The 21,716-nt window shown below is 64.9% G+C and carries 29 protein-coding genes; 15 read left to right on the top strand and 14 right to left on the bottom strand.

Going from position 1 to position 21,716, the window contains the following annotated elements; all coding sequences use genetic code 11:
* Positions 1-13: 13 nt before the first annotated feature.
* Both NN2_RS23555 and dapA read right to left on the bottom strand, forming a co-directional pair.
* The gene (locus NN2_RS23555) at positions 14-535 is read right to left on the bottom strand and encodes a DUF3320 domain-containing protein (protein ID WP_063016020.1); all 522 of its coding nucleotides are present in this window, start codon (positions 533-535) and stop codon (positions 14-16) included.
* A 646-nt stretch (positions 536-1,181) separates the two neighbouring features.
* The gene (dapA, locus tag NN2_RS23550; protein WP_063016027.1) at positions 1,182-2,072 is read right to left on the bottom strand and encodes a 4-hydroxy-tetrahydrodipicolinate synthase; all 891 of its coding nucleotides are present in this window, start codon (positions 2,070-2,072) and stop codon (positions 1,182-1,184) included.
* Positions 2,073-2,417: 345 nt separating this feature from the next.
* On the opposite strand from dapA, the gene NN2_RS23545 reads away from it, so the two are divergent.
* Complete coding sequence (locus NN2_RS23545; RefSeq protein ID WP_218022053.1) at positions 2,418-3,224, top strand: DUF3048 domain-containing protein; 807 nt, start codon at positions 2,418-2,420, stop codon at positions 3,222-3,224.
* A 307-nt stretch (positions 3,225-3,531) separates the two neighbouring features.
* On the opposite strand, the gene NN2_RS23540 is transcribed toward NN2_RS23545, so the two are convergent.
* Complete coding sequence (locus tag NN2_RS23540; RefSeq protein ID WP_169812441.1) at positions 3,532-4,845, bottom strand: lipase family protein; 1,314 nt, start codon at positions 4,843-4,845, stop codon at positions 3,532-3,534.
* A 221-nt stretch (positions 4,846-5,066) separates the two neighbouring features.
* Between NN2_RS23540 and NN2_RS23535 the strand changes: the two genes are divergently transcribed.
* The gene (locus NN2_RS23535; RefSeq protein WP_245658825.1) at positions 5,067-5,615 is read left to right on the top strand and encodes a TetR/AcrR family transcriptional regulator; all 549 of its coding nucleotides are present in this window, start codon (positions 5,067-5,069) and stop codon (positions 5,613-5,615) included.
* 120 nt (positions 5,616-5,735) lie between these two features.
* Here the strand turns inward: NN2_RS23535 and NN2_RS23530 are convergent, their stop codons facing one another.
* From NN2_RS23530 to NN2_RS23505, 6 genes are all read right to left on the bottom strand, one after another.
* Positions 5,736-6,128 (bottom strand): hypothetical protein, encoded by a 393-nt coding sequence (locus NN2_RS23530; RefSeq protein WP_063016016.1) that lies wholly within the window; start codon positions 6,126-6,128, stop codon positions 5,736-5,738.
* A gap of 58 nt (positions 6,129-6,186) precedes the next feature.
* On the bottom strand, positions 6,187-6,876 hold the full coding sequence (locus NN2_RS23525) for a hypothetical protein (protein ID WP_156511429.1): 690 nt from the start codon (positions 6,874-6,876) through the stop codon (positions 6,187-6,189).
* Positions 6,877-7,150: 274 nt separating this feature from the next.
* A complete protein-coding gene (locus NN2_RS23520; protein WP_156511428.1) occupies positions 7,151-7,813 on the bottom strand; it encodes a hypothetical protein in 663 nt (220 codons plus the stop codon).
* Complete coding sequence (locus NN2_RS23515) at positions 7,810-8,295, bottom strand: hypothetical protein (protein ID WP_063016013.1); 486 nt, start codon at positions 8,293-8,295, stop codon at positions 7,810-7,812. Before NN2_RS23515 ends, NN2_RS23520 begins: the two co-directional genes overlap by 4 nt.
* 4 nt (positions 8,296-8,299) lie before the next feature.
* Positions 8,300-9,025, bottom strand: a complete 726-nt coding sequence (locus tag NN2_RS23510) for a hypothetical protein (protein WP_063016012.1) — start codon at positions 9,023-9,025, stop codon at positions 8,300-8,302.
* Entirely contained in the window at positions 9,022-9,339 is a 318-nt protein-coding gene (locus NN2_RS23505) for a type VII secretion target (protein ID WP_063016011.1), read from the bottom strand. The genes NN2_RS23510 and NN2_RS23505 overlap by 4 nt, the downstream gene beginning before the upstream one ends.
* Before the next feature lie 146 nt (positions 9,340-9,485).
* Between NN2_RS23505 and NN2_RS39270 the strand changes: the two genes are divergently transcribed.
* A complete protein-coding gene (locus tag NN2_RS39270; RefSeq protein ID WP_501193554.1) occupies positions 9,486-9,842 on the top strand; it encodes a DUF8758 domain-containing protein in 357 nt (118 codons plus the stop codon).
* Here the strand turns inward: NN2_RS39270 and NN2_RS23500 are convergent.
* On the bottom strand, positions 9,803-10,216 hold the full coding sequence (locus tag NN2_RS23500) for a winged helix-turn-helix transcriptional regulator (RefSeq protein ID WP_218022052.1): 414 nt from the start codon (positions 10,214-10,216) through the stop codon (positions 9,803-9,805). The two genes, NN2_RS39270 and NN2_RS23500, sit on opposite strands and share 40 nt — an antisense overlap.
* A gap of 44 nt (positions 10,217-10,260) precedes the next feature.
* On the opposite strand from NN2_RS23500, the gene NN2_RS23495 reads away from it, so the two are divergent.
* From NN2_RS23495 to NN2_RS23480, 5 genes are all read left to right on the top strand, one after another.
* On the top strand, positions 10,261-10,671 hold the full coding sequence (locus NN2_RS23495; protein WP_030514836.1) for a RidA family protein: 411 nt from the start codon (positions 10,261-10,263) through the stop codon (positions 10,669-10,671).
* Positions 10,672-11,021: 350 nt separating this feature from the next.
* A complete protein-coding gene (locus NN2_RS37845) occupies positions 11,022-11,189 on the top strand; it encodes a hypothetical protein (protein ID WP_169812440.1) in 168 nt (55 codons plus the stop codon).
* 672 nt (positions 11,190-11,861) lie between these two features.
* Complete coding sequence (locus NN2_RS23490) at positions 11,862-12,854, top strand: fatty acid desaturase family protein (RefSeq protein WP_245658823.1); 993 nt, start codon at positions 11,862-11,864, stop codon at positions 12,852-12,854.
* A gap of 569 nt (positions 12,855-13,423) precedes the next feature.
* Complete coding sequence (locus tag NN2_RS23485; protein ID WP_063016009.1) at positions 13,424-13,867, top strand: TIGR03618 family F420-dependent PPOX class oxidoreductase; 444 nt, start codon at positions 13,424-13,426, stop codon at positions 13,865-13,867.
* A 22-nt stretch (positions 13,868-13,889) separates the two neighbouring features.
* Complete coding sequence (locus NN2_RS23480; RefSeq protein WP_063016008.1) at positions 13,890-14,816, top strand: haloalkane dehalogenase; 927 nt, start codon at positions 13,890-13,892, stop codon at positions 14,814-14,816.
* Between the two features lie 78 nt (positions 14,817-14,894).
* Here NN2_RS23480 and NN2_RS37390 read toward each other — a convergent pair whose 3' ends face one another.
* The gene (locus NN2_RS37390) at positions 14,895-15,053 is read right to left on the bottom strand and encodes a hypothetical protein (RefSeq protein WP_156511427.1); all 159 of its coding nucleotides are present in this window, start codon (positions 15,051-15,053) and stop codon (positions 14,895-14,897) included.
* Positions 15,054-15,056: 3 nt separating this feature from the next.
* Here NN2_RS37390 and NN2_RS23475 point away from each other — a divergent pair, with 3 nt between their 5' ends.
* Both NN2_RS23475 and NN2_RS23470 read left to right on the top strand, forming a co-directional pair.
* On the top strand, positions 15,057-15,338 hold the full coding sequence (locus NN2_RS23475; protein ID WP_063016007.1) for a helix-turn-helix transcriptional regulator: 282 nt from the start codon (positions 15,057-15,059) through the stop codon (positions 15,336-15,338).
* Positions 15,302-15,799, top strand: a complete 498-nt coding sequence (locus tag NN2_RS23470; protein WP_030514831.1) for a hypothetical protein — start codon at positions 15,302-15,304, stop codon at positions 15,797-15,799. The genes NN2_RS23475 and NN2_RS23470 overlap by 37 nt, the downstream gene beginning before the upstream one ends.
* Positions 15,800-15,821: 22 nt before the next feature.
* Here NN2_RS23470 and NN2_RS23465 read toward each other — a convergent pair whose 3' ends face one another.
* On the bottom strand, positions 15,822-16,763 hold the full coding sequence (locus NN2_RS23465) for an AraC family transcriptional regulator (protein ID WP_227463111.1): 942 nt from the start codon (positions 16,761-16,763) through the stop codon (positions 15,822-15,824).
* Between the two features lie 100 nt (positions 16,764-16,863).
* Between NN2_RS23465 and NN2_RS23460 the strand changes: the two genes are divergently transcribed.
* The 3 genes from NN2_RS23460 to NN2_RS23455 all read left to right on the top strand — a co-directional run bounded on the left by NN2_RS23460 (position 16,864) and on the right by NN2_RS23455 (position 18,519).
* Positions 16,864-17,865 (top strand): zinc-dependent alcohol dehydrogenase family protein, encoded by a 1,002-nt coding sequence (locus NN2_RS23460; RefSeq protein WP_063016006.1) that lies wholly within the window; start codon positions 16,864-16,866, stop codon positions 17,863-17,865.
* Between the two features lie 9 nt (positions 17,866-17,874).
* Positions 17,875-18,033, top strand: coding sequence for a hypothetical protein (locus tag NN2_RS37385; RefSeq protein ID WP_156511426.1), 159 nt, complete (start codon positions 17,875-17,877; stop codon positions 18,031-18,033).
* Positions 18,034-18,192: 159 nt separating this feature from the next.
* Positions 18,193-18,519, top strand: a complete 327-nt coding sequence (locus NN2_RS23455) for a putative quinol monooxygenase (RefSeq protein ID WP_063016005.1) — start codon at positions 18,193-18,195, stop codon at positions 18,517-18,519.
* A 212-nt stretch (positions 18,520-18,731) separates the two neighbouring features.
* Here the strand turns inward: NN2_RS23455 and NN2_RS23450 are convergent, their stop codons facing one another.
* Positions 18,732-19,535, bottom strand: a complete 804-nt coding sequence (locus tag NN2_RS23450) for a class I SAM-dependent methyltransferase (RefSeq protein ID WP_063016004.1) — start codon at positions 19,533-19,535, stop codon at positions 18,732-18,734.
* 301 nt (positions 19,536-19,836) lie between these two features.
* Between NN2_RS23450 and NN2_RS23445 the strand changes: the two genes are divergently transcribed.
* Positions 19,837-20,709 carry a hypothetical protein gene (locus NN2_RS23445; protein WP_063016003.1) on the top strand — a complete coding sequence of 291 codons (873 nt, stop codon included), beginning with the start codon at positions 19,837-19,839 and terminating at the stop codon, positions 20,707-20,709.
* Between the two features lie 91 nt (positions 20,710-20,800).
* Here the strand turns inward: NN2_RS23445 and NN2_RS23440 are convergent, their stop codons facing one another.
* Positions 20,801-21,169, bottom strand: a complete 369-nt coding sequence (locus NN2_RS23440) for a VOC family protein (RefSeq protein ID WP_063016002.1) — start codon at positions 21,167-21,169, stop codon at positions 20,801-20,803.
* Positions 21,170-21,231: 62 nt separating this feature from the next.
* Here NN2_RS23440 and NN2_RS23435 point away from each other — a divergent pair, with 62 nt between their 5' ends.
* Positions 21,232-21,690, top strand: coding sequence for a MarR family winged helix-turn-helix transcriptional regulator (locus tag NN2_RS23435; RefSeq protein WP_063016001.1), 459 nt, complete (start codon positions 21,232-21,234; stop codon positions 21,688-21,690).
* Positions 21,691-21,716: the final 26 nt, after the last annotated feature.

The raw sequence follows: 21,716 nt of genomic DNA, 5'->3' as shown, positions 1-21,716 counted from the left end.
GTGTGAGGGGGTGTCAGGCCCCGGGTCGTATGTGCGAACCGATCCGGATGAGCCGTCCGTCCGCCAATCCGGCGGCGATGCATGATTCCAATCGCTCCCGGCTGGCGCCGGCGAGGCGACGCTGGTTGAAGATGGCCATGGTCGCGCGCATCAAAGGCTCCGACTCCAGTCCCGCACTGGAGCAGGCCGCCTTCATGGCATTGACGATCTCCTCCGGTGCGATTTCGTTCAGAGAGCGCGTCATGTCATCCGGGGTGGTGCGGTAGCCGGCCCACGTGGCCCTGTCGATCTGATGCGGCCACACGAACGTGCCGAGCGGGCCGGAGTGAACGAGCTCGGTGGGGACACAGTCGATGACAAACGCCTTGCGCGCGGCGGACACCCGGTCGTAACCGAACCGATTCGCGACGACGCGCGCGAGTCGATCCAAAGCGATGGGTCCCTCGGTCTCCACGGTTTCTCGTACGGCATCGGTGATGATGCGTCGTACCGACGCCGAGTTGGTCCGGTCGAGATCCGTCCGATCGCCGAGCATTGTCGCCCGGCTGCTCCTCGGTGAGCCGGAAGCGGAGGAGATCTGCGCTTCCGACCGAATGACGGACAGTCGTCAGAGACCGAGGCCCATCGGTCTGCGCGCCTGTCGAACTCAGATCGACGACCCACCTCTTCTGCCGTTCCAGCCACCCCTCGAACTCCCGCGTGATGATCGACAGTGACGAACCATCCGTGTCGAAGTGGGCGAACGACCGGTAAGGCTGGTTATCGGCAGTGGGTCCCGAAGGGCGCGATTTCGTAGCGAGAGCGAGGGGTGTCGGGGTCACTGGAATCACCTGTCCCATAGTCGATTCGGACCGTAGACACAACTTTCGCCGAAAACCTGGTGCGGTGCCGAGAGAACGCTGAAATTTCCAGCGACCCTACGGATGACGTAGCAAGAGTGGAGCAGCGGGCGGTCAGGTCATGTACTGCCTACGTGGCCCGGCCGTCGGTAACGCGGGATCCCGCACGCTGGCGCACTGCTGCGGCTCGGGCGGCGAATCCACGCAACAAGCAGCGAAACGTCACATGCAGGTGGTCGATATCACGGCTTGTGAGCCCCCGCTCCGGCGAGATGATCGAAGAGCGCCCGTCGAAGCAAAGGGACGAATGGTGCTGCCGCGCAGTAATGTTCACGTGCCTGTCTACAACAGGCCGGATTCCTCGAGCCCAGCACGCAGGCGTTGCTGATGCTCCGGCGGGCCCTGCCGGTATGGCATACGCAGCGCGTCGGAGGAGATGACGCCGAGCATTTTCATCGCGGCTTTGGACTGGATGGCGCCTTGTGAAACGTGCATGATCGCATCGACGGCAGGGATGAGACGCCGGTGGATCTCGCGTGCCCGCGACAGGTCGCCGCGGTCGACGGCGGCGATCATCTCCGCGTAGCGATCGCCCGCGACGTGACCGACCACCGACACGATGCCGGTCGCGCCTTGAGCGAGGTGGGGCAGGTTGACGACGTCATCGCCGGAATACCAGAGCAGGTCGGTCTTCGACATGATCCGACTGGCCTCGAAGAAATCGCCCTTGGCGTCCTTGACGGCGCGCACGGCGGGAATGTCGGCCGCGCGGAGAATGGTATCGGTGCTCAGCGCCGTCCCGGTCCGCCCCGGGATGTCGTACAGCATGACGGGCACACCGCCGCCGGCCTCGGCGACCAGACGGAAGTGTTCGAGGATGCAGTCCTGCGGCGGCTTGTTGTAATACGGCGTGACAACGAGCAGAGCGTCGGCCCCGCAGTTGACCATCTCACGCGCCGCACGAGTGGAATGCTCGGTGTCGTTGGTGCCGCAGCCGGCCATCACCTGGACACGGTCGCCCACGGCCTCGACCACCGCCCGCACGCAGGCGTAGTCCTCCTCGTCGGTGGTGGTGGCGGACTCACCCGTGGTCCCGTTGACCAGCAATCCGTTATGGCCGTGGTCGGCGAGATATACGGCGAGGTTCTGCAGGCCGTCGTAGTCGATCGAGCCGTCGGCGTGCATGGGGGTCACCATCGCCGTGATGACTCGACCGAAGGGGGTGTCCACCATGATCGTGAGATTACAGGCGAGCACCTCACCGCCTGTCCGTGCCCACGCGCCGCGGGTCGTCGGGGTGGCTCACGGGCGCTCGCCGGGGGCATAAGCCTCAACCAGCGACCGGCCCGAGTGGTCGAGCGCGGCGTAAATTGGTAGCTAGAGGTTTGCCTTATGCAGCAGCGATGGTGGGTGTGGATTGCCGCGTTCCTGATGACCTTGGGAATGTGCACTACGTTCGCGTGCAGTAGCGGCACCGACACCGGCCCCGCCGACCGCCCCGGCACTGGCACCAGCACCAGCACCGGACCCGAGCAGGCGGCACCTGCCTCACCCCCACCCTCCCGGGTAGGGGTGCCCGTGCTGGTCGCGAAGATAGACAACAGCCCGCAGGCACGGCCACCGGTTGGGCTCGGAGCCGCCGATGTGGTCTACGTCGAGCCGGTCGAGGGTGGTTTGAGTCGGCTGGCCGCGGTGTTCTCGGCACAGAAACCCTCAGTGATCGGACCTGTCCGGAGTGCGCGGGAAACGGATCTGACGCTGTTGGCCCAGTTCGGTAACCCGACGTTGGCATCCTCTGGTTCCGCACCCGAGCTGATTCCCGCCCTCGATTCCTCCTCACTCCAGAACGCCTCGGCCGATCTGCAACCCGCGGCGTACTTCCGCGATTACAGTCGCGCCGCGCCGCACAACATGTTCGTCCGCCCCGATCAGTTGCCCGAAGGCGGCGGCTGGCCGGAGGCTTCGCAACTGCACTTCGGTCCTGCGCCTGCCGGCGGCCGGCCCACGCAACATGAGGAAGCGCGGTATCCGGCTGCGGTGGTCGGCTTCGACTGGTCACCCAGCGATCACGGCTGGCTGGTGTCCATGGATGGTGCTGCCTACAGCGCTGCCGATACCGGACGGCTCACGCCAAGTACGGTCGTGCTGCAGAGTGTGCAGGTGCAGAACTCGGCCATCAGCGACGTGGCGGGCAGCGTCTCACCTCTGGCCCATACGACCGGTAGCGGTCAGGCACTCGTACTTCGCGACGGCCAAGCGTTCCCGGCCACGTGGTCCCGGCCCGCCCCGGAGGCGGGCACAACCTATACAACCCCCACTGGTACAGCCATCCCCTTCGCGCCGGGGCAGGTCTGGACAGTTCTGATTCCAGAGCAGCTCTGGTGACCCCTGTCCTCGCGGTGTGACCGATGATGCCGAATTCGGAGATGTCAGCGACGTACCGACCGCCGGGCCAGGGGAGTGGGACGCCACCGCTGCTCCGGCCCGAGACTGCGGCGGGATCGATGGATATGAACACCAAGAACGGTTTCGAGTCCATCATGTTGGGGGCGATCCCCGTTATCGCTTCCCGGTGGGCCGCGCCGAGTTACTGATCGACGCGCAATTCACGTCGCCGCCGCGTGGGGCGAGGAATCGCACTCGGCCGGCGTACATCGGGTCGCGATAGAGCAGGGTTCAGAGACACCCCGCATCAGGCGCAGCGCGGCGCAGGTGCATTGTTGAAGCGGTCGATTATCCACGCGGCGGCTGTCGGGACGTTGGCGAATTCGGGAATCCCATGGCCGACAGCGGTTCCCGGGACGAGTGGTGGCAGCTCGATGGTATCGAGGGTGACCGGAACCCCGCGCGAGCACCAGGTTTGCGCGAGGTCGTGCACGCGACTGTAGGGGACCGCGTCGTCATTGACGTTGGCGGCGAGCAGGATCGGCGAGCTGGGGGTGAGGTTTCCGACCGTTTGTTCTTCGACGATGCGTCGCCCGACCGGGTCGCCGACGACCGCCGCGCCCAGCGATTCGCCGGTGGTGGTCCATTGCGAGGTGTGCTGGAACGAGTAGCTCAGCAAGGTTTCCGCGACGCACTGGTTGGCCGTGTTGCGCATCATGGCCCGGCCCTGATCGTTGAGGACACGGTCGAGCACGGGTTGGATTTCCGGGTTGGTGCGCACGGCGCCGTTGAGGAAATAGCCGACGGCTCCGATCAGGGTGCTTCCTTCGGCTCGGGCCAGGGTGTCGTCCAGCTTGACCGGCGGGGCGCCGGCGTAGGTGCCCTTCATGTTCAGCTCCGGCGCGTAGGTCGGCTGGAGCTCCGCGGCGGCCGCGGCGGCGTGGCCGCCTTGGGAATAGCCCCAGAACCCAACCGGCCCTTGCGAACTCAATGAGGTTCCCGGCAGGCGCTGCGCCGCACGTGCCGCGTCGATTACCGCACGCGACGAGGCGGTGCGGTTACCGTAGGGGTGGGGTCCCGGCGTTCCGAGGCCGACGTAATCGGTGAAGACGACCGCGATCCCTTGTGCCAGTAGATAATCGACGGCCAGCTGTTCGTAGGCGATCGACATGTCGAACGGCGGGCGGTAGTTCAGCACGGACTGCATCGCGATCGACGGCGCGCACTGGCGCCCCTCGCCGATCGTTCCCGAAGCCAGCGACACCAAAGGCCGCGGCCCCGTGCCCGGCCACCGAGTGCTGGGCTCGAAATATGTGCCGGTCACAGCGATCGCGCGACCGGCGTCATCGACGCTGCGATACATGATGCGCCGCGCCGAGCCGGGGAAAGTGCCCGTCGGCGAGGCGGCCGACAGAACCGGGGTGAAGGGCTGTTCGCGAATCACATCGCCTGCTGCTACGCCGGGCAAGATCGCGGGCGGATCGTAGAACGACCCCCACGAACCGGACGGCGCCGGCACATCGGCGGGGCTTGCCGAGCCGTGCGGCGTGCCGACCCCGGTGAACAACATCCCGAGCGCCGTCACAAGCGCTGCCGAACAGGTCCGGACACTGCGTCCCATTGCGTATTGCTCCATCCCGTCGACCCCCACCACAGCTCCTCGGTAGTGACACAAGACACACAGGGCGGCTGCGTGAAGTAATTACAGACACTCAGTGTCCGAAAGTCAAGGATTCGGAACCGCAATCGTCCGGCACAATCGAGATCGTGAGTTCCCCGAGGCGACCGCAGGACACCGCGCCCGCACGTGGCCGTCCGCGAGACCCGGGCATCGAGGCTCGGGTGTTCGCCGCAGTGCAGACCGTCTACTGGGAAACCGGCTGGTCAGGCTTCACCATCGACGCAGTCGCCAAGACAGCCGGAGTCGGCCGCGCGGCGATCTACCGCCGGTGGCCGACCAAGATCCAACTGCTCATCGCAGCACTCGAGAAGCTCTCGCCGCTGCACGACCCGATCGATACAGGCACGACACGGGGTGATCTGAAAGAGCTGACACACCAACTACTTACCGGCTACCAATCTCAGGCTGGGTTGATCGCCCTGCGTGTCGCACTCGACGCCCGGGTGTTTCCCGAGCTACTCGAACCGCTCACCCGGACCATCAGCGCCAGCCGATTCGCGACGACCCGAGACATAGTGCGGCGCGCCATCGACCGCGGCGACTTGCCCGCCACCACCAACATCACCACGTTGCTGGAGATGTTGACCGGGGCCGCGTTGAGTCACGTCTTGTTCTCGCACAAGGTGATTGGACCGCCGGGACCGGACGTCGCATATATCGAGCGCCTGGTGAACATGGTCATGACGGGGGCGAGAGCGGAAAGAGAGTGACATCATGTGCCGTACCGTCGATCGGAAGCCTCGGAGACCGACCGTCTACCGATCACGCGGCGGAGTCGTGCCGCGGAGCTCCCGCCGCCGGCCTGACTGCCGAGTCCACACGCCACCCGCTCATCCCCGCAGCGATCGACGATCGTCGATTCGAATGGCCAGGATCGTGGTCACCGCTCGAAGCCAGCGTGCGAAGAGGTCGTCGGTCTCCACCGAGTGACCGATGCTTGCGGCCGCTGTGAGCCAGGAACGAGTGATTTCGGTTTGCGGGGTCGTTGGCAGTGGCTCGGGTAATTCGAGGGCGCGGCTGATGCCGCCGGCGTGTACGACCTCGGCCAGGTAGGTGAGCGATCGGGGGATCGTTTGCGCGCGGTCAAGGTTTACTGCCGCGCCTACCGCGCCGATACTGAACAGATTGCGGCGGGCGACGTCGTTGTCGCCGGCCAGTCCACCGCGCAGCATTGCGTCGATATCGAATGTCGCCAACTCGCTGTTGGATAGCGATCCTGTCATGTCTCGGACTCCTAGCGTCCGCGCAACCGCCGACGGCCGGCGAAATGCGGACGGGGCGTTACCATGTGCGCTGTAGCAGCTCTTTCGCGACCGCGATGCTCGATTGCCGTGCTTCCTCGGTGGACATTTGGGTGGTCCAGAAGAGGTGCCGTTGTTCGCCCCGGACGTAGACGTTCACCAGCAGATTGTCCTGCCACACGGCCAGTCGCATCAAGCTCTGATCGTTGCGGTTCGTGGTCAAAACGAAGGTTGCATCGTCGCCCAATCCCGGCACTGCGGAATCCGTTCGCCGCCCCATGGCGTAGGGGGTCTGCGCTTGCCGATCGAATTGTTCTCGCGCCGTGCCATCGGTCCGTGGAATGTCGAAGCGCTGCACACGAAATTCCAAGTGACGCGGGTCGATACCGTCTTCCCCGCGCACTTGTCCCCAGTTGCACGACAGGTTGAGGTCGCCGCCTTCGGGGAGGTGGGCGGCGCTCTGATCGGTGAGTTGTTCGAAATTGTGTGTGCGCGTTTGCGCGAGGACACCGGGATCGAGGCGGCATTGCGTGGGTGCGGGTGTTGTGGTCGCGATTGTTCCGCTCGGCGAGTGCACGTGCCGATAGCGAACCGAGAGCACGACAACCACGAAGATGAGCAGCAGAACAACCACAATGGCGGCGAGACGGCGCGGAAAGCGTTGTCGTCGAGGATGCTTCGTCGTCGATGCTGTCGCCGACTCTGCCGCCGTGTCTCCTCGGCTGCTCATGACGGTCGGGGAAGCAGCACGCGGTCGACGTTCTGTGGCAAACCCTGCGGTTTCCCGTCGGGCCCCGGCATGTCCCCGACGTGTCCGTTCCGAATTGGTCGACCGTGATCCACCTGGTGCTTCTCCAGGGTTGTAGACCTCCAGCCGGTGGCCGTCGTGTCCGATGATGAGCATCTGATGCCCCTGCTTGCCGCTGGTGGTCTGGAACGGGACGGGCAGGCCCTGATGTGTAGTGGATCTGCTCTGGGGGACGTATTTCGCGGGGCAGAACGGTCTATGCCTCCCCAGGCACCGACCCGCGAGATTCGAACGCGGCTACGAACCGCGGGTGTGCCCTGATCCGTACTGCTTCGAGATCGACAATAGGCCGGAACAGCACGAACGTCGTGGAGCGGCGGTAGAGCAGGTATACGCCGATCAACCCGAACAGCCCCCATCCCGGGAAGACGGCCAACACAAGCGGTACGGGAAGGTGGTCGGAGGTCGTTGTTTGGGTGGCTGCGAGGATGACGAGAATTGCGGCGAGGCCCAGAAGAACGATCGCGTGTCCAGTGTATTGGCAAAACCTGCTCGTGCGTTTGCATTTCGCGCAGATCGGCCACGTTCCCTCGAGGACGGTGGATGGTGGGTTGACCTCGAACCATCTGAATGTGGCGACGCGGTAGAAGCCTCGCAGCAGGAATCGGACTTCGTACGAAGGGGTTCGCTGTATCCATCGTTGTTCCGTAGAACGCCGGACAGTCTTCGGGCGGAAGTCGAAGTCCTTGTTGCGCTGTTCGATCGCCGTCTTGCCGTGGCGGGTGCATACGTCGGGTAGCTCGTCGGCCAGTTGCAGGACGAAGGTTTCCTGCGGATCGAAATCCGGGTCTTCGGCGAAGTCTTTTCGGAGGCGAATCCGCACTGCCACATCGGTTTGCGCGCCGGAGCGGGGTTTCACTCCAGCCATCCTCGGTTGCGTCGCTGTTGAAAGTAGAGATCGTCCTCGTCCGGTTCATCGGGGGTGTACAGCTGTTCGCGATTCGGTTTTCTCGTTCGTGGGATCACCGGGCTGCCAGTATCTTTCGCGGGCGTCGGCGGCACATTGCTCGGAGGCGGAGTGGGTGCGGTCTCGTGCTGATCCCCTCGCAGACGTTCGAGTTCTTGTTCGCCTGCTTGGGCCAGAGCCTGACGCTGGTCTTCCGGCATCGTCAGGGCGCGGTTCAGCTGGCCGGCGGGTACGGAGTCCATGATTCCCGCGAACGCGTCGGACGTACCGAAGTCTCGCATGCTGCGGCGGCCGTTCAGTACATCGTCGAGTTGCTTTCGCAGATCGGGGTCGGTTACGGCGGACTTGATCGTTTCCAGGGAACGGCGCAGTTGGCGGGACACCGCGATGTCGCCGTGTGCCACGTCGAAGCTGACTTCGGAGCGATCTTCCATTCGATCAAACCCCCGGGTGGTCGTAGGTCGAATTCGGCAGTGCGGGAAGGTTTTCCGGAGTCGTCTGGCTCGACAGTGCGTTCAGCAATCCGATCATCCCGTATATCGCCTTGTACGCGGTGGTGACGAGTTTGATGAGTTCGCCCACCTTCGCCACGATTTGGACCAGGTAGGCCGCGGACACCGCGGCTTGGGCGGCTGCGGCGGGTGCGCCGACCAGACTGGAAGCGAGAACCGCCTCCGCCGCTTGTGATGCAAGCCAGAGCAGGGCCAAATCGGAGATGTCCTGTAGGAAGTCCCCGACTCGGCGGCCCAGTTCCCGCATGCCGGTGCTGATATTCGTCAGCTGCCGTTCGATCTCTTCGAGCGGGCGAACTTGGAACTCGACGCAGGCAGCGAGATGTGTGAAATAGGTCTGCGAGTTGTCGGCGGCGTGACCGTGCCAGGTGGCGCCGGCGGTCTGTTGCCACTGAGTGTTGATCGACTCCGCGTACGCCGAATTGAAGCGGCTCAGGTTGCCCGCGGCTCCGGCGGCCTTCGCGACTGCCTCCCAGTCGCCGTTGACCTTCTCTCCTGCCCAGCCGTAAACGTCGAAGCCGACAAGGGTTTTGATCGTGGTCGAGATGTAGTAGGCGGGGGAGACGAAATTTCCCCCGGCGATGAACGACACCAGGCCCGGCATCGGGTCCTCGGCCTGAGGGTCGACGAGCTTCTCTTCGGGACGGGTCATCGCGCATTCCCCGGATATGTCTCGTCGAGCTGCCGAGCGTGCTCGTAGTCGGTCGTTCGGTAGAGCTGGGCGGCTTTGGCGAGTTCGGTCGCCGAGCCGCCGGCCAGCGTCTGGAGGTGCTTGTAGTTGTCCTCGAGATTTTGCCGGATGTGCTCGACGATCCCCTTGACCTCGACGAATATGCCGGTGTGGGCATCCGAGAGGTTGAACCACTTCGTCGCGTGGCTGCCTGCTGCGCCGGCTTGGCCCGCGAGATCACGCATCGCGCCGCTGAACTTGTCCACATCGTCGGGTACGACTTGGAAGTCGGTCATCGCGCTCCTTGCGTGCGGGGTTGAACACTTCTGATCTGTTGGACGGACGATGCCCGCGGTCGGTTCCGGTCGACTTCCATCGGCGCGCTCTCTGCCCAGGGTGGCAGACCTGAACGCCGACGGTCTCGACGAGTCTTCCGCGGTTATTGCGGTCCAGGCTTCTCCGAGCGACAACCACTGCTCACCGATCGTTGCGATGCAAACTCGAATTCTGTTGCCGTCAGTTGATTGTCGGTGCTGCCGGGCGTGGAGCGGACTCGGATTCCGGTCACCGCGGGGCTTATTCGGCCTCCTCGGAACGGTACGGCGAGACTGTCTGCGTCGCGAACGTTCACATCGATCGTCTGCCGCCGACGTGGATTCGACTGGCTCCGATGAAGTTTCGCGGGAAGCATCACGCACGACGGCGTCACCAACCGCCAGCTCTCCCAGATCTTGCCGCGATGGCCGACGGCGGTGGGTGTCATGAACCCAGGACCGTGTCCTCCTCGCGCGCGTCGTAACTCTCGCGCGCAGATTCGATGGCCGGCATATGGTCGGCTGCCCACGCCAGCAGTACGTCGACCGGGTGGCGCAGGGTTTTGCCGAGGGGGGTGATTCGGTATTCGATCGCGACCGGGCGGGTGGTGACGACTACACGTTCGATCACGCCGTTGCGCTCGAGTCTGCGCAAGGTCGCGGTGAGCGACTTCTGGGTGACCGCGGGAATGGCGCGGCGTAGTTCGTTGAAGCGGCACGGGCGTTCGCAGAGTTCGTTGAGGACGCTGAGCGACCACTTGTCGAGCACTTGATCGAGTAGGTCACGGTGTGCTGTCTCGATGCGGATTTCACCGTCGGTATCCATGCTGAAACCTGGTTTCGTTGAAGTGTCCTTCATCAACTAAGTATCTTAGCGATACTTCTAAACGAAAGGTCCAGAGCATGACTGTCAAGCACTTCACGCCCGAGGGAATGTTGCAGCCGACCCCCTACCATCACGTGGCTGTAGGCACCGGATCGCGCCAGGTGCACGTCAGCGGGCAGGTCGCACATTTCGCGGACGGCACTCCGGTTGTGCCGGGCGATCTCGCCGGCCAGGTCGCCCAGGCGCTGCGCAACACTGCTCGCGGATTGGCCGGTGCGGGTGCGTCTTTCGCGGATGTGCTGCGCCTGACGTTCTACGTCACCAGGTGGAGCCCGGAGCAGATCGACGACTTCATGGCCGGCGTGGAGGCGGTCGCCGCGGAGATCGGACTGCCGATTCCGATGCCTCCGGCGTCACTGATCGGTGTCGACTACCTTTTCGAGCCGGATGTGCGGGTGGAGGTCGAGGCGACAGCGGTGCTCGACTGATCGGCAGGAAAATCCGCAAGCAATTTCATGATTTCTCAATGCATATCGCCGAGATGGGCGGTTACCCGCCCGCACGACCCGGTTTCACTGCCCTCGCCACGGTGCACGCGGGACTGGGTATGTGCTCCCGGCCCAACTGCCCTGGGCCGGGAGCACCTGCCTGTCGAAGCTGTCGTGAATGATTCGGCTGCCGGCATGCCCCACGGCGGCAACCGCACGGGCAGCCTCGTCTCACGCTAGCCGCCCCGTCAGCGAGGCGGCCGAAAAGACTAGAGACGCAAGCTCTCCGCGCCGGTGTGATTGCGGCGCGAACCCTGTTTGGCAGTCCGAATCCCGGGAATACGGGCGCAATGGGAACCGCCGTCAAGTATGTGATCGGCCTCGTCGAATCGACGGGGACCGCTCGGGCAGCCGACTTCGACATCGAGGGCATCGTCGACAATCTGCATGCCTTGGTCGACGACTGGGACTTCAGCATCATCGACCGCCCTTTGTTCTGGGGCGTCATCGCCAGCTAACAGCGGTGATAACGGTTTCCTGAGGCCCGCGTGGCCCGGGTGACGCGCTCTCCGACGAGCAGCGACGTGCCGGACGCTGTGCAATCGGCGAGACATACGCGGTCGTGCCCCACTTCCGCCGCCGCTCGCCGCGTTGCGAGGGTCCCAGCGCCGATCGGGCTATGGCTCGTTGTGGGCAAGGTCGGCGGCGGTGTCCGCAAATAGCCGCACAACGTAGTCGATGACTGCGGAGGTGGCGCTCGCACACTCGCCGTGGATTCGAGCGGTGGTGGTCGAACTCGTTTACCCAATACTGTGCCGCCTTCGTGTTGGGTCGTTGCGCGGTAAGTCGACCGGTCGCTCGGTTCGAGGCTTCAGCTGGATTACCTGCCTGCGGTGACGCTCGATATCACCCCACAGTCCGATGCCATGCCATACCTGGGGGTGAGTTGAAACGAGAAGCCGGCCAATAGCTTCGGTGTATCGACACGTCACCCCGCCCCACCGCGCGATGCACCGGATCCCGATCGACATCGGTCGGGATCCCGAGCGGGCGAGGTGTCGTCCGCGCCTCAGCTCCCAGGAAGAACGATGACGACACCGGCTTTGGTCCCACTGCCCTCCCCGAGATCATCGCGGCGTACCGACGGTGATTACGCCCGCCTGTTACGTCGAATCTCCGACGCGGGCTTGATGAATCGACGTCCCGTCTACTACGCCATCCGGCTCGGCCTCGTCGGGAGTGCGTTCGTAGCCGGCTGGGTGGCCCTCGTGCTCGTCGGCGACTCGTGGTGGACGCTTCTGGTCGCGGCGTTCATGGCCGTGACCTTCGCTCAGGTCGCGCTCGTCATGCATGACGTCGCCCACCGTCAGGTGTTCCGGCTCCGTCGCCCGACCGAGATCATGGGTCGGGTCGTCGGCAATGCCGGGATCGGACTGGCCTACGGGTGGTGGCAGGACAAGCACACGCGGCATCACGCAAATCCGAATCACGAGGAGCTGGATCCTGATGTCGCGCCGGACATTCTGGTGTGGTCGCAACGGCAGGCGCGGGCCAGTCGTGGGTTGCCTCGGCTGATCGGGCGGGCGCAGGCGTTCCTGTTCTTCCCGCTGCTGATGTTGGAGGGGCTGAATTTGCATGTGGCCGGGGTGCGGGCGCTCCGGAACCGGGCGGTCAAGCACCGTGTAGTGGAGGGCGTGCTGCTGATCGGGCATTTCGCCGGCTATCTGGGAGCACTGTTCGCAATTCTGCCTGCCGACAAGGCTTTTGCGTTTTTCGTTGTGCACCAAGCGCTGTTCGGGCTCTACATGGGGTGCATCTTCGCGCCGAATCACAAGGGTATGCCGACCTTCACGGGAGACGACCGGCCCGACTACTTGCGCCGGCAGGTGTTGACCTCGCGCAATGTGCGCGGCGGCGTGCTGACCGATATCGCTCTCGGTGGGCTGAACTATCAGATCGAGCACCACTTGTTCCCCAGCATGCCGACTCCGAATCTGCGGTACGCCCAGGTGATCGTCCGCGATTACTGTGCCGAGATCGGCGTGCCGTATCACGAGACCGGGCTGGTCACCTCGTACTGCGAGGCGCTGAGGCACCTGCATGACGTCGGTGTGCCATTGCGCAGCGGAGGTTCGCACCAGGCGCAGGATGTGCCAATCGAGGGGCCGGCAGCGGGACGCTAGGCCGGCTCGATTCGAACGCCCATCGCTCTTCGCGCCCGACCCTCGCGTGACCGCGTTACGCACCCACAGCATCGCGCCTGGCGGCACTGCATCAGGTGCGACCAGCATCGCCCGTGCAGCTGGTGGCACCGCGCCACGCACCCGTCACCGCCAGACCGTGCGGCACCGCGCCAGACCGCGCGTCACCGCGCCAGACCGCGCGTCACCGCGCCAGACCGCGCGTCACCGCGCTACACCCGCGGCACCGCGCTACACCCCGTCACACCCCGCGCCACCGCGCTACGTCCGCGAGGCCGTGACGCGCACGAAGAAGTGGTCGTGCCCTTAATCCACAGCATCCAGCATCGACCGGCGTGCGGGGATGTGTACTGATCGTGCAAACCTCGCCGAATTTTGCAGTTTTCTCGCATTCTCGTCGAGGTTTGCACGAAAAATTCGGCCCCGACGCCCAGTCGACATCGCGCGATGCGAGTTGCAGCCCAACTTCGTGAAGTCGCCACCATTCGCGCTATTCGGCGGGCGCACAATGGGCCGTGCGAGGATCGGAGCACTCAACCACGGGAGATGTGATGACCACACTGGAACAGGCGGTGGAGCTCGGTCGCGCCGAGAAGGGGCTCGCCGTCGTCTCCACTCTCAGATCCGACGAGACTATTCAGTCCACGCTGGTCAACGTCGGGCTGTTGGCTCATCCTTCGACGGGGGAGCCGGTTCTTGGTTTCGTTACCTACGGCAAAGTCAAGCTCGCGAATCTTCGCGCTCGCCCGCAGGTCAGCGCCACGTTCCGGCAGGGCTGGGCATGGGCGACAGTGGAGGGGTGCGCTCAGATCGTGGGTCCCGACGATCCGCAGCCGTGGATCGAGGCCGAGGGATTGCGACGGCTTCTGCGTGATGTGTTCACGGCCGCCGGCGGTGAGCACGACGACTGGGACGAGTACGACCGCGTGATGGCGGCGGAGCGCCGTGCGGCGGTCCTGGTCGAACCGACTCGGGTGTACAGCAACGGCGGCTAGTTTCGACGAAAGGGATTGGGCCATGCGGATATTGAGAACGCCCGACGAACGCTTCACGGGGCTGCCCGACTTTCCGTTCGAACCGCATTACGTCGAGGTGCCCGCGGGTGACGGGACCACGCTGCGGATGCACTACCTGGACGAGGGCTCGCCCGCCGGTGAGGTCGTGCTGCTGCTGCACGGCGAACCGTCGTGGTCGTACCTGTATCGGCGGATGATCCCCGTGCTGGTGGCGGCCGGGCTGCGTGCGATCGCGATCGACCTCGTCGGCTTCGGCCGTAGCGACAAGCCGGCGGACCGTGGGGACTACACCTATCAAGCACACGTCGACTGGACCTGGGCGGCGATCGAAGCCATCGGCCTCGACCGGATCACCCTCGTATGCCAGGACTGGGGTGGATTGATCGGGCTACGTCTGGTCGGAGAACATCCCGATCGCTTCGCGCGCGTTGTCGCCGCGAATACATTCCTGCCGACCGGTGATCGCCATCCCGGCGACGCGTTCCTCGCATGGCAGCGCTTCAGCCAGGACACACCCGACTTCCGAGCGGGGAAGATCGTCAACGGCGCGTGCCTGACCGATCTCTCTCCCGAGGTGATCGCTGCCTACGACGCTCCCTTCCCCGACGACACCTACAAGCAGGGCGCTCGCCAGTTCCCGCTCCTGGTTCCGACCAGTCCCGAGGATCCTGCCGCCCCCGCGAACCGGGCCGCGTGGGCAGTCCTGGAGACGTTCGAGCGGCCGTTCCTGTGTGCCTTCTCGGACTCGGATCCGATCACGCGCGGCGGGGACAAGGTGCTGTCGTCGAAAATCCCTGGCGCCGCAGCGCATTCACCGGTGACCATCACCTCGGCCGGGCATTTCCTCCAGGAGGACAAGGGCGAAGAACTCGCTGCAGTGGTTGTCGACTTCGTCCACGCGACGCCGTTGGACCAGTCGCTCGCCTGAGGCGGCTGGATTGGCGGCGTGCCCGACTCGACCGCTGCGGCTGTCCCCTTGCCATCGATGGTCGCGGTCGGGCACTGCCTAAGCGATCCGCAGCGCGGGCTGGGCCAATTCCGGATCCGGGTCGTAGAGCGGATCGATCAACCGGGCCACGTCCCACCAAATCCGGACGGTGTCCGAGCCGATATCGCGGTCGTGCGGGCCGCGAACGCTCCGGGAAAAGACAAGTTTCCTTGACATTGGATGTCAAACATCCTTAACATTGGTTTCGTGGTCGGCGATCAGCAGGAACATCCGGTACGCAAGCGACGGCGCGAGTGCCGGATGACCCAGGCGCAATTGGCGACGACCGTAGGCGTCAGCCGGCAGACCGTGATCTCGATCGAACAAGGCGACTACGCGCCGAGTGTCTATCTCGCGCTGCGGATCGCCCGTGCGCTGGGAACGACGGTGGAAGACATTTTCTGGACCGAGGATCTGGAGGGGACATGGCCAAAACCACTGCATTCGAAGACATCTTCCTAGCGCCCGACGAACCGGCCTGGGGCGACGAGCGCGCCCGCGAGGAGTTCTACCGAGGCTCGACCATCGCGCTGTGCGCCACGATCTACGGCTGTTACGCCATCGCCATCGTCGCCGCAGCGTTGGATGCCAAGTGGGTATCGCTGCTGATCTTCGTGCTGCCCAGTCTCACATCACTTCTGCTCCTGCGCTATTGCGCGCGGCGCGGCATCGATATGCAGACCGTGCTGAAAGGCTTCCCGCCGCGGCGTAAACGGATCGCGTATGCCACGACGTATCCGCTGATCGCCGCGTGGGTGATCGTCTTCCTGTGGCGCACCCTGCCATCGGATTCGTTGCCGCAGAGTCTGTTAGGCGCGGTGGTCGGCGGTGCGGTCGGAGCGGCTGTCGCCGGAACGATCGCAAAGCTCGTTCGGCGCCGCTCCGCAGCGCAGCAACTTCCCGAGGACGACAGCTTCGACTAGCGATACGTGTGAAGCTGCCGCCTCACCGTGGAAGATGATGTGCCGCAGCGCGATAACGTCCCGGGGGAGTGCTGTACTCGCGCTTGAAGGCCTTGGCGAAGGCGAATTCGGAGGTGTAGCCGACTCGCTGGGCCACAGTGTGCAACGGGGTGTCGTCGGAGCGGAGCAAGCGGCCGGCGAGAGTCATGCGCCACCAGGTCAGATAGGCCAGTGGGGATCGGCCGACCGTGGCGGTGAAGCGGCGGGAGAAGGCGGCGCGTGACAGGCCGCCGAGGGTGCCTAGTTCCTCTACGGTCCACGGCTTTTCGGGGCTGGTATGGATGGCGCGGAGGGCGGTGGCGACGGGGCGATCGGCCAATGCGGCGGCCCAGCCGTTACGCGGGGTCCCGTCGTCCTCGGTGTCCAACCACCAGGCGCGCAGGATGTAGAGCAGCAGGGTGTCGAGCAGGGACGTGATGATCGCGTCCGAACCGGGCTGGGACTCCTCGAGTTCGGTGCCGAGTAGTTCGACCGCCGCTCGCAGGGAGCGGTGCGCTCCGACTCGTGGGCGCAGATGGACGACATCGGGGAGGTCGGTGAGCAGGGGGTGAGCGCGTCGACGGTCGAGTTGGTATGCGCCGCAGAGCAGTAACGTACTGGGCGCCTCGGGTTGGTGGGGTTCCGTCGCGGGTGGTGGCCACGATCCGTCGGGCAGTGGGTTCACCACGCGCAAAGGTACGGACGGATCGCTGGCCAAGGCGTGGCCGCGGCCGTGCGGCAGGAAGACGATATCGCCGGGGCCGAGCGGAGTGGGTTCGCGATTCTCGACGATCAACCATGCCGAACCTTGCAACACGACATGGAATCCCGTGCCGTCGGACGCGGGGAAGCGCATTCCCCACGGAGCCGACTTGTGCTGGCGCGAGGAGTGCGGGCGGCCGGTTCGCATCGTCGCGACGGCATCGCTGAGTACGTCCAAACCCATATCCGCATGGTAGCCGCGAACGGCGCAGCGAGACGAACGGACATTTGCGCGAGACTTCCACGCATAGATCATCTCCCCGACGGTACATATCGTCGATGGCATGACAACCGACGCGATTTCCGCACGCACCGTCGTCTTCCACGAACTCGGTGACCCCGAGGTATTGACCATCGAGAATCTCGACCTGCCCGCTCCCGGACCGAGGGAGGTACTCATCCGCATCGAAGCACTCGGACTCAACCGAGCGGAGGCCTTGTTCAGGGCCGGCACCTACTACTATCTGCCGACGCTTCCGGGATCCCGGCTCGGCTACGAATCCTCCGGGGTGATCGAGGCGGTGGGCGCCGATGTCACCGAATTCGCTGTGGGGGACAAGGTTTCGACGGGCCCGAATATCGAGATGAGCTCGGCGGGGGTCTACGCCGAGCGGGTCGTGCTGCCGGTGGAGTCCGTGGTGCCGCGCCCGGAAGGCCTCGACGCGGTGACCGGCGCGGCCACCTGGCTGACCTACTCCACCGCATACGGTGGACTGATCGAAACCGGTGGGCTGCGTCCCGGTGACCATGTACTGATCACCGCGGCGTCCAGCGGTGTCGGTATCGCCGCGCTGCAAACCGCTGCCCGCATCGGCGCTATCCCCATCGCGGTCACCCGCACCGGCGAGAAGAGTCGATACCTCCTCGACAACGGGGCGGCGCACGTCATCGCCTCGGGCGATACCGACGTCGTGGCCGAGACCCGCCGCATCACCGACGGCGTCGGCGCGCAGGTGATCTTCGACGCCGTCGGCGGACCGGGCCTGGCCGAATTGAGCACGGCCGCAGCGCATAACGGCACCGTCGTCGTCTACGGTTGGCTCGACCAGCGCCCGATGGCGATGCCCATGAACTGGCCGCTGCGAATTCTCGGGTACGCGAACATGGAGCTGTCGGTCACCGCCGACGGTCGCCGCCGGATCAACCACTGGATTGCCTCCGGCATCCGCGATGGTGTTTTCCGGCCGCACGTGGGGGCGGTCTTCGACGGTCTCGACAGCATCCGCGACGCCCACCGTCTGATGGAATCCAGCACCCACACCGGCAAGATCGTCGTCAAACTCTGAGTGTGGGCTATGACGCGCATGATGGAGCCGTCGCTGGTCACCGATGTGGGTGACGTCCGGCTCGCCGCCATCGTCGTGGATGGTCGAGCAGTTCCTGGTGCTGGTTCCGGCATCCGGGGTGCCGCGCTCGGGGTTTTCCTGCGAAAGCAAGGCGTCGTCGAGCGATGAATCGCGGGAGGATCGGCGGCGTGACTCGAAGAGCTCCGGACGTAGGTCTGCCCATGCTGCGTCGCGAAACCAACCGCTGTAGCAGTGGATTGGTGAAAGGTGCCGATTGCCGCTGCGGAGTAGCCTCGACGCGGGGTGGGCAGGTGAAAGGCGATATGTATGTCCAGTGGGAACATGTTCAGCGTCTATGGGCGGATGAAGGCTCAGCCCGGACGGCGTGACGAACTGATCGCTGTGCTCCTCGCCGGATTTCGCGCCGGCGGAGACGAGAGCGGCCTGCTCCACTACAGCATCAACATCGCATTCGACGACCCGGACACGATCTGGCTGACGCAGCTGTGGCGCGATAAGGACGCACACGACGTCACCACCCGTTCCGAACCGGTGGCGGCGGTCTCTCGCCAGGTTCCGCCGCTCCTGGCCCAGCAGCCCGAAGGCGGTTACGGCCACACCGTCCATGTCGGCGGTCGAATCACCGAAGGCTGAACCCGTCGCGCGACTGGCCGTCCCGGACGGGCGAGCGGCGGAATAGCCCAGACGACGAAGGCCGGAACAGCACCATAGTCATCGCCCCGCCGATCGAGAAGCGGGCGATGACAAGACGGAACGGGCACCCACGGCGGCTACCTCACGACTGTCATACGGGGGGCGGGGCCGATGGAGCTGACGGAGCCGGGGCGCCCATAGCCTGAACCCGCTTAGGCCCGGATCGCCGTAGTCACCGTGTACCCCTTCGGATCTCGCCACGACCGGCCCGGGTTGGCTGCGAACCAGCCGCGCAACTCGGATTCCACCTCGGCACGGATCTCGGAGTATTCGGGCGTGGCCGGCGTGACGCCCGAGAACGCGAACAGCGATTCCGCGAACCGGATCGCGGGTTCGGGTTCCGGGATGACCAGTGCGTTGTCGGACGATCGGACGTCGGCGTTGCCGAAGACATCCCGCATCATGGCGGGCACGGTGTCGGAGTTGACGGTGTGGTTCATCATGTCCGGCGGCTCTCGGAACCCGTAGCGGCCGGCGACTGCCGTGACGAGGTCGCGGGTCCGTGCGCACGCTCTGGCATGGTTGACGACGACACATACCGTGCCGCCGGGACCGACTACTCGTCGGAACTCCCGGAGAGCGGCGAACGGGTCGTCGAGGTGGTAGAGCATGTGCCTGGCCGTCAGGCAATCCCACGCTCCGTCGGGAGCCGGTATCTGCTGTGCCGTCGCGCGGACACCGGCCCCACCCGGCACCCGGGCCGCCGCAGCCGCGGCCGACGGTGAGGCATCGAGACCGCACAATCGCCCGGCATGGCCGCGCTCGGCGAGGAGGGTAATGAATCCTCCGGTACCGCAACCGATATCGATCAGATGCTCGGATCCCGAGAGTCGCAATGCATCGAACACCGAGGCGTTCACGTCGTCGTCGACCTCGGAATAGAGCTGGTGCGTCCGGATGCGGATCCGAAGAGCATCCAGGTTCGCGTACTCGGAGATGAGCGACGGAGTTGTCATCGGTGCCCTTCCGGATCGGTGCCTCGCCCTGAAACCACTCTGCCGCAGAGGCACGCGGGGCGCTCGACGTTCGGTGAACAGGAATCCGACAGCGCCGCACCGGTTGCCGATGCCGGGCCCTCGCAGGGTGACCGCGGTCCGGGGGACAGGCCGTGGTGACGAGTGGGCTGAGTTCTGCCGGGACGTCGACGCTCATCCTCTGTCGCCGATCCGATCCCGAATGCCCCACGACACCGACCCGACTGAGGAATAATCGTCGAAGTCGTTGCGTGACAAAACATGTGAATGACGGGGGTGGCTGGTGAACGACTATCTGTCTCTGCTTCCATCGACCTTGCAGTGGATTTCCAGGCAACTCGATTCGGTGTCGCCGATACCGTGGCCGCTGTGGATCGGCGGGTTGTTTCCGGTCTACGTGGCTGTCGTGTCGGTGCTGCTCTGGTTTCTGCGGGGGTCGGTGTGGCCGGTTCAATGCGCTTATCCGCGCACGAGCAAGGGGCGACCGTGCCGCAATTGGGTGCCCGGCGAGTGGATGCGCTGTCGCCACCACAATCGCCGTGTCACATATCGGTACGGGCACCAGGTGGTGAAACTGCAACGCTGGCAGACGCTCACCAGGGGCAACAAGATCGTGGACAGGCCGGAGATCGGCGTGGGAGCGCTGAGGCTGCGCCCGGCCGATGCCACCTTGCTGTACGAGAGGGGTTACGCCAGACCGCCTTTGGCTGTGGTGCGGTTGCTGCCGGACAAGGTCGAGGCGGTGCTGCGGCGGGTGAAGGAGGCACGCTTGAGGAATCCGGCGCCGCCCGCGGACGATGCGGACTCCGACCGCACACCCTACGAACCGATCGCGACGGAACGGCGGACCGATATCGCGAAAGGGCTGAACCAGGTTGTCCGAGCGACCCAGTTCGCGACGATCGCCTTCTGCGTCGCCATCGTTTTCACGATCATCGCGATATTGCTCCGCGACACCGCTCAGACCGTCCTCCAGTATGTGGCGACACTGGGATTCGTATTGGCTTGGGCGGCAACGAGTGCGGGAGTCTACGGGCGCAGCGAGACGTGGCTCAAGGGCGCATGCCTGAAATCACTGAAATGGTGGGCGGGCATTTTCGTGCCGGTGGGTCTGCTCAATCTCGCCTTCACGGTCATGAACAAATCTCCCGCATAACGCCGGATGCTCTCGGCCCGGCCCATCGTGACGAGTTCTGTGAGGGCCACGGGAACCCGGCGCAACCGCGATCGTTCGCCGACGAACCCTGTCAAGCGCGGTCGTGGAGGGTGATGTGGTAGCCGTCGGGGTCGGCGAAGGTGAAGGTTCGGCCGAAGGGGCCGTCGATCGGTGCGGAGACGATGGGGTGACCGTCGGCGGCCAGAGCGTCGTGGATGGTTTGGACGTCTGTGGCGTGGAGCCAGATCGCGGTGCCGATTCCGGGTTGGGCCGCGGACGCGAGATCGGTGCCGGGGACGATGTCGCGGAGTGCGAACGCGATCGGCTTCGTCTCGAAGACGACGGCGTGCGGTGGGCCGGCCGGTGAACGGACGAGGCCGAGGTACTGCTCGTAGAACGCCTGTGCAGCGGCGAGGTCGCGGGTTTGAAGTGAGATGAAGTCGGGGCCGGTGACGGGCATGAGGATGCTCCTTAGGTTGTGTCAGGTTTCTGACACAGACAACGCTATGTCAGAATACTGACATGAGTCAAGACGGCGCAGGCGTCGACCTCGAGACGTCACTGGGCTACCTGCTGAAAGAGGCTTCGAGCGTCCTTCGCGTCGCCATGGAGGAGGTATTGCGGCCGCTCGGGATGAGCGTGACCCACTACTCCTGCCTCGAGCTGCTGGCTCAACGACCCGGCTTGTCGAACTCGGAACTGGCGCGGGGTGCGTTCGTGACACGGCAGTCGATGAACGTGCTGCTCCAAGCCCTGGAACGAGACGGCTACGTGACCAGGCCCGCGGAGGCGCCGGTCGGAAAGGTGCTCCCCACGCGGCTAACGCCTCGCGGACGACGGAGCCTCGAGAAGGCGAGCGCGGCGGTCCGGTCCGTCGAAGACAGAATGCTGGCCGGCCTGACCGAGAGCGAGCGGGCGACCGCGTTGCGGATCCTTCGGAGCATGATCCGCTCCCTGCGCGAGAGCAACGACGACGCATAACTCGTTACCTTCGCTGTAACGCGACT

Origin of the sequence: Nocardia nova NBRC 15556 (genome assembly GCF_001613005.1) — a bacterium.
GTDB lineage: Bacteria > Actinomycetota > Actinomycetes > Mycobacteriales > Mycobacteriaceae > Nocardia > Nocardia nova.
Note: the sequence above shows the minus strand (reverse complement) of the source record. Positions and strands in the feature narration are given on the sequence as shown.

Bases quoted from the DNA above. Each gene is read 5' to 3' on its own strand.
- NN2_RS23555 (WP_063016020.1), bottom strand. From the start codon at position 535: ATGCTCGGCGATCGGACGGATCTCGACCGGACCAACTCGGCGTCGGTA.
- dapA (WP_063016027.1), bottom strand. From the start codon at position 2,072: ATGGTGGACACCCCCTTCGGTCGAGTCATCACGGCGATGGTGACCCCC.
- NN2_RS23540 (WP_169812441.1), bottom strand. From the start codon at position 4,845: ATGGGACGCAGTGTCCGGACCTGTTCGGCAGCGCTTGTGACGGCGCTC.
- NN2_RS23530 (WP_063016016.1), bottom strand. From the start codon at position 6,128: ATGACAGGATCGCTATCCAACAGCGAGTTGGCGACATTCGATATCGAC.
- NN2_RS23525 (WP_156511429.1), bottom strand. From the start codon at position 6,876: ATGAGCAGCCGAGGAGACACGGCGGCAGAGTCGGCGACAGCATCGACG.
- NN2_RS23515 (WP_063016013.1), bottom strand. From the start codon at position 8,295: ATGGAAGATCGCTCCGAAGTCAGCTTCGACGTGGCACACGGCGACATC.
- NN2_RS23510 (WP_063016012.1), bottom strand. From the start codon at position 9,025: ATGACCCGTCCCGAAGAGAAGCTCGTCGACCCTCAGGCCGAGGACCCG.
- NN2_RS23505 (WP_063016011.1), bottom strand. From the start codon at position 9,339: ATGACCGACTTCCAAGTCGTACCCGACGATGTGGACAAGTTCAGCGGC.
- NN2_RS23500 (WP_218022052.1), bottom strand. From the start codon at position 10,216: ATGAAGGACACTTCAACGAAACCAGGTTTCAGCATGGATACCGACGGT.
- NN2_RS23495 (WP_030514836.1), top strand. From the start codon at position 10,261: ATGACTGTCAAGCACTTCACGCCCGAGGGAATGTTGCAGCCGACCCCC.
- NN2_RS37845 (WP_169812440.1), top strand. From the start codon at position 11,022: ATGGGAACCGCCGTCAAGTATGTGATCGGCCTCGTCGAATCGACGGGG.
- NN2_RS23490 (WP_245658823.1), top strand. From the start codon at position 11,862: ATGAATCGACGTCCCGTCTACTACGCCATCCGGCTCGGCCTCGTCGGG.
- NN2_RS23485 (WP_063016009.1), top strand. From the start codon at position 13,424: ATGACCACACTGGAACAGGCGGTGGAGCTCGGTCGCGCCGAGAAGGGG.
- NN2_RS23480 (WP_063016008.1), top strand. From the start codon at position 13,890: ATGCGGATATTGAGAACGCCCGACGAACGCTTCACGGGGCTGCCCGAC.
- NN2_RS37390 (WP_156511427.1), bottom strand. From the start codon at position 15,053: ATGTCAAGGAAACTTGTCTTTTCCCGGAGCGTTCGCGGCCCGCACGAC.
- NN2_RS23475 (WP_063016007.1), top strand. From the start codon at position 15,057: ATGTCAAACATCCTTAACATTGGTTTCGTGGTCGGCGATCAGCAGGAA.
- NN2_RS23470 (WP_030514831.1), top strand. From the start codon at position 15,302: ATGGCCAAAACCACTGCATTCGAAGACATCTTCCTAGCGCCCGACGAA.
- NN2_RS23465 (WP_227463111.1), bottom strand. From the start codon at position 16,763: ATGGGTTTGGACGTACTCAGCGATGCCGTCGCGACGATGCGAACCGGC.
- NN2_RS23460 (WP_063016006.1), top strand. From the start codon at position 16,864: ATGACAACCGACGCGATTTCCGCACGCACCGTCGTCTTCCACGAACTC.
- NN2_RS37385 (WP_156511426.1), top strand. From the start codon at position 17,875: ATGACGCGCATGATGGAGCCGTCGCTGGTCACCGATGTGGGTGACGTC.
- NN2_RS23455 (WP_063016005.1), top strand. From the start codon at position 18,193: ATGTCCAGTGGGAACATGTTCAGCGTCTATGGGCGGATGAAGGCTCAG.
- NN2_RS23450 (WP_063016004.1), bottom strand. From the start codon at position 19,535: ATGACAACTCCGTCGCTCATCTCCGAGTACGCGAACCTGGATGCTCTT.
- NN2_RS23440 (WP_063016002.1), bottom strand. From the start codon at position 21,169: ATGCCCGTCACCGGCCCCGACTTCATCTCACTTCAAACCCGCGACCTC.
- NN2_RS23435 (WP_063016001.1), top strand. From the start codon at position 21,232: ATGAGTCAAGACGGCGCAGGCGTCGACCTCGAGACGTCACTGGGCTAC.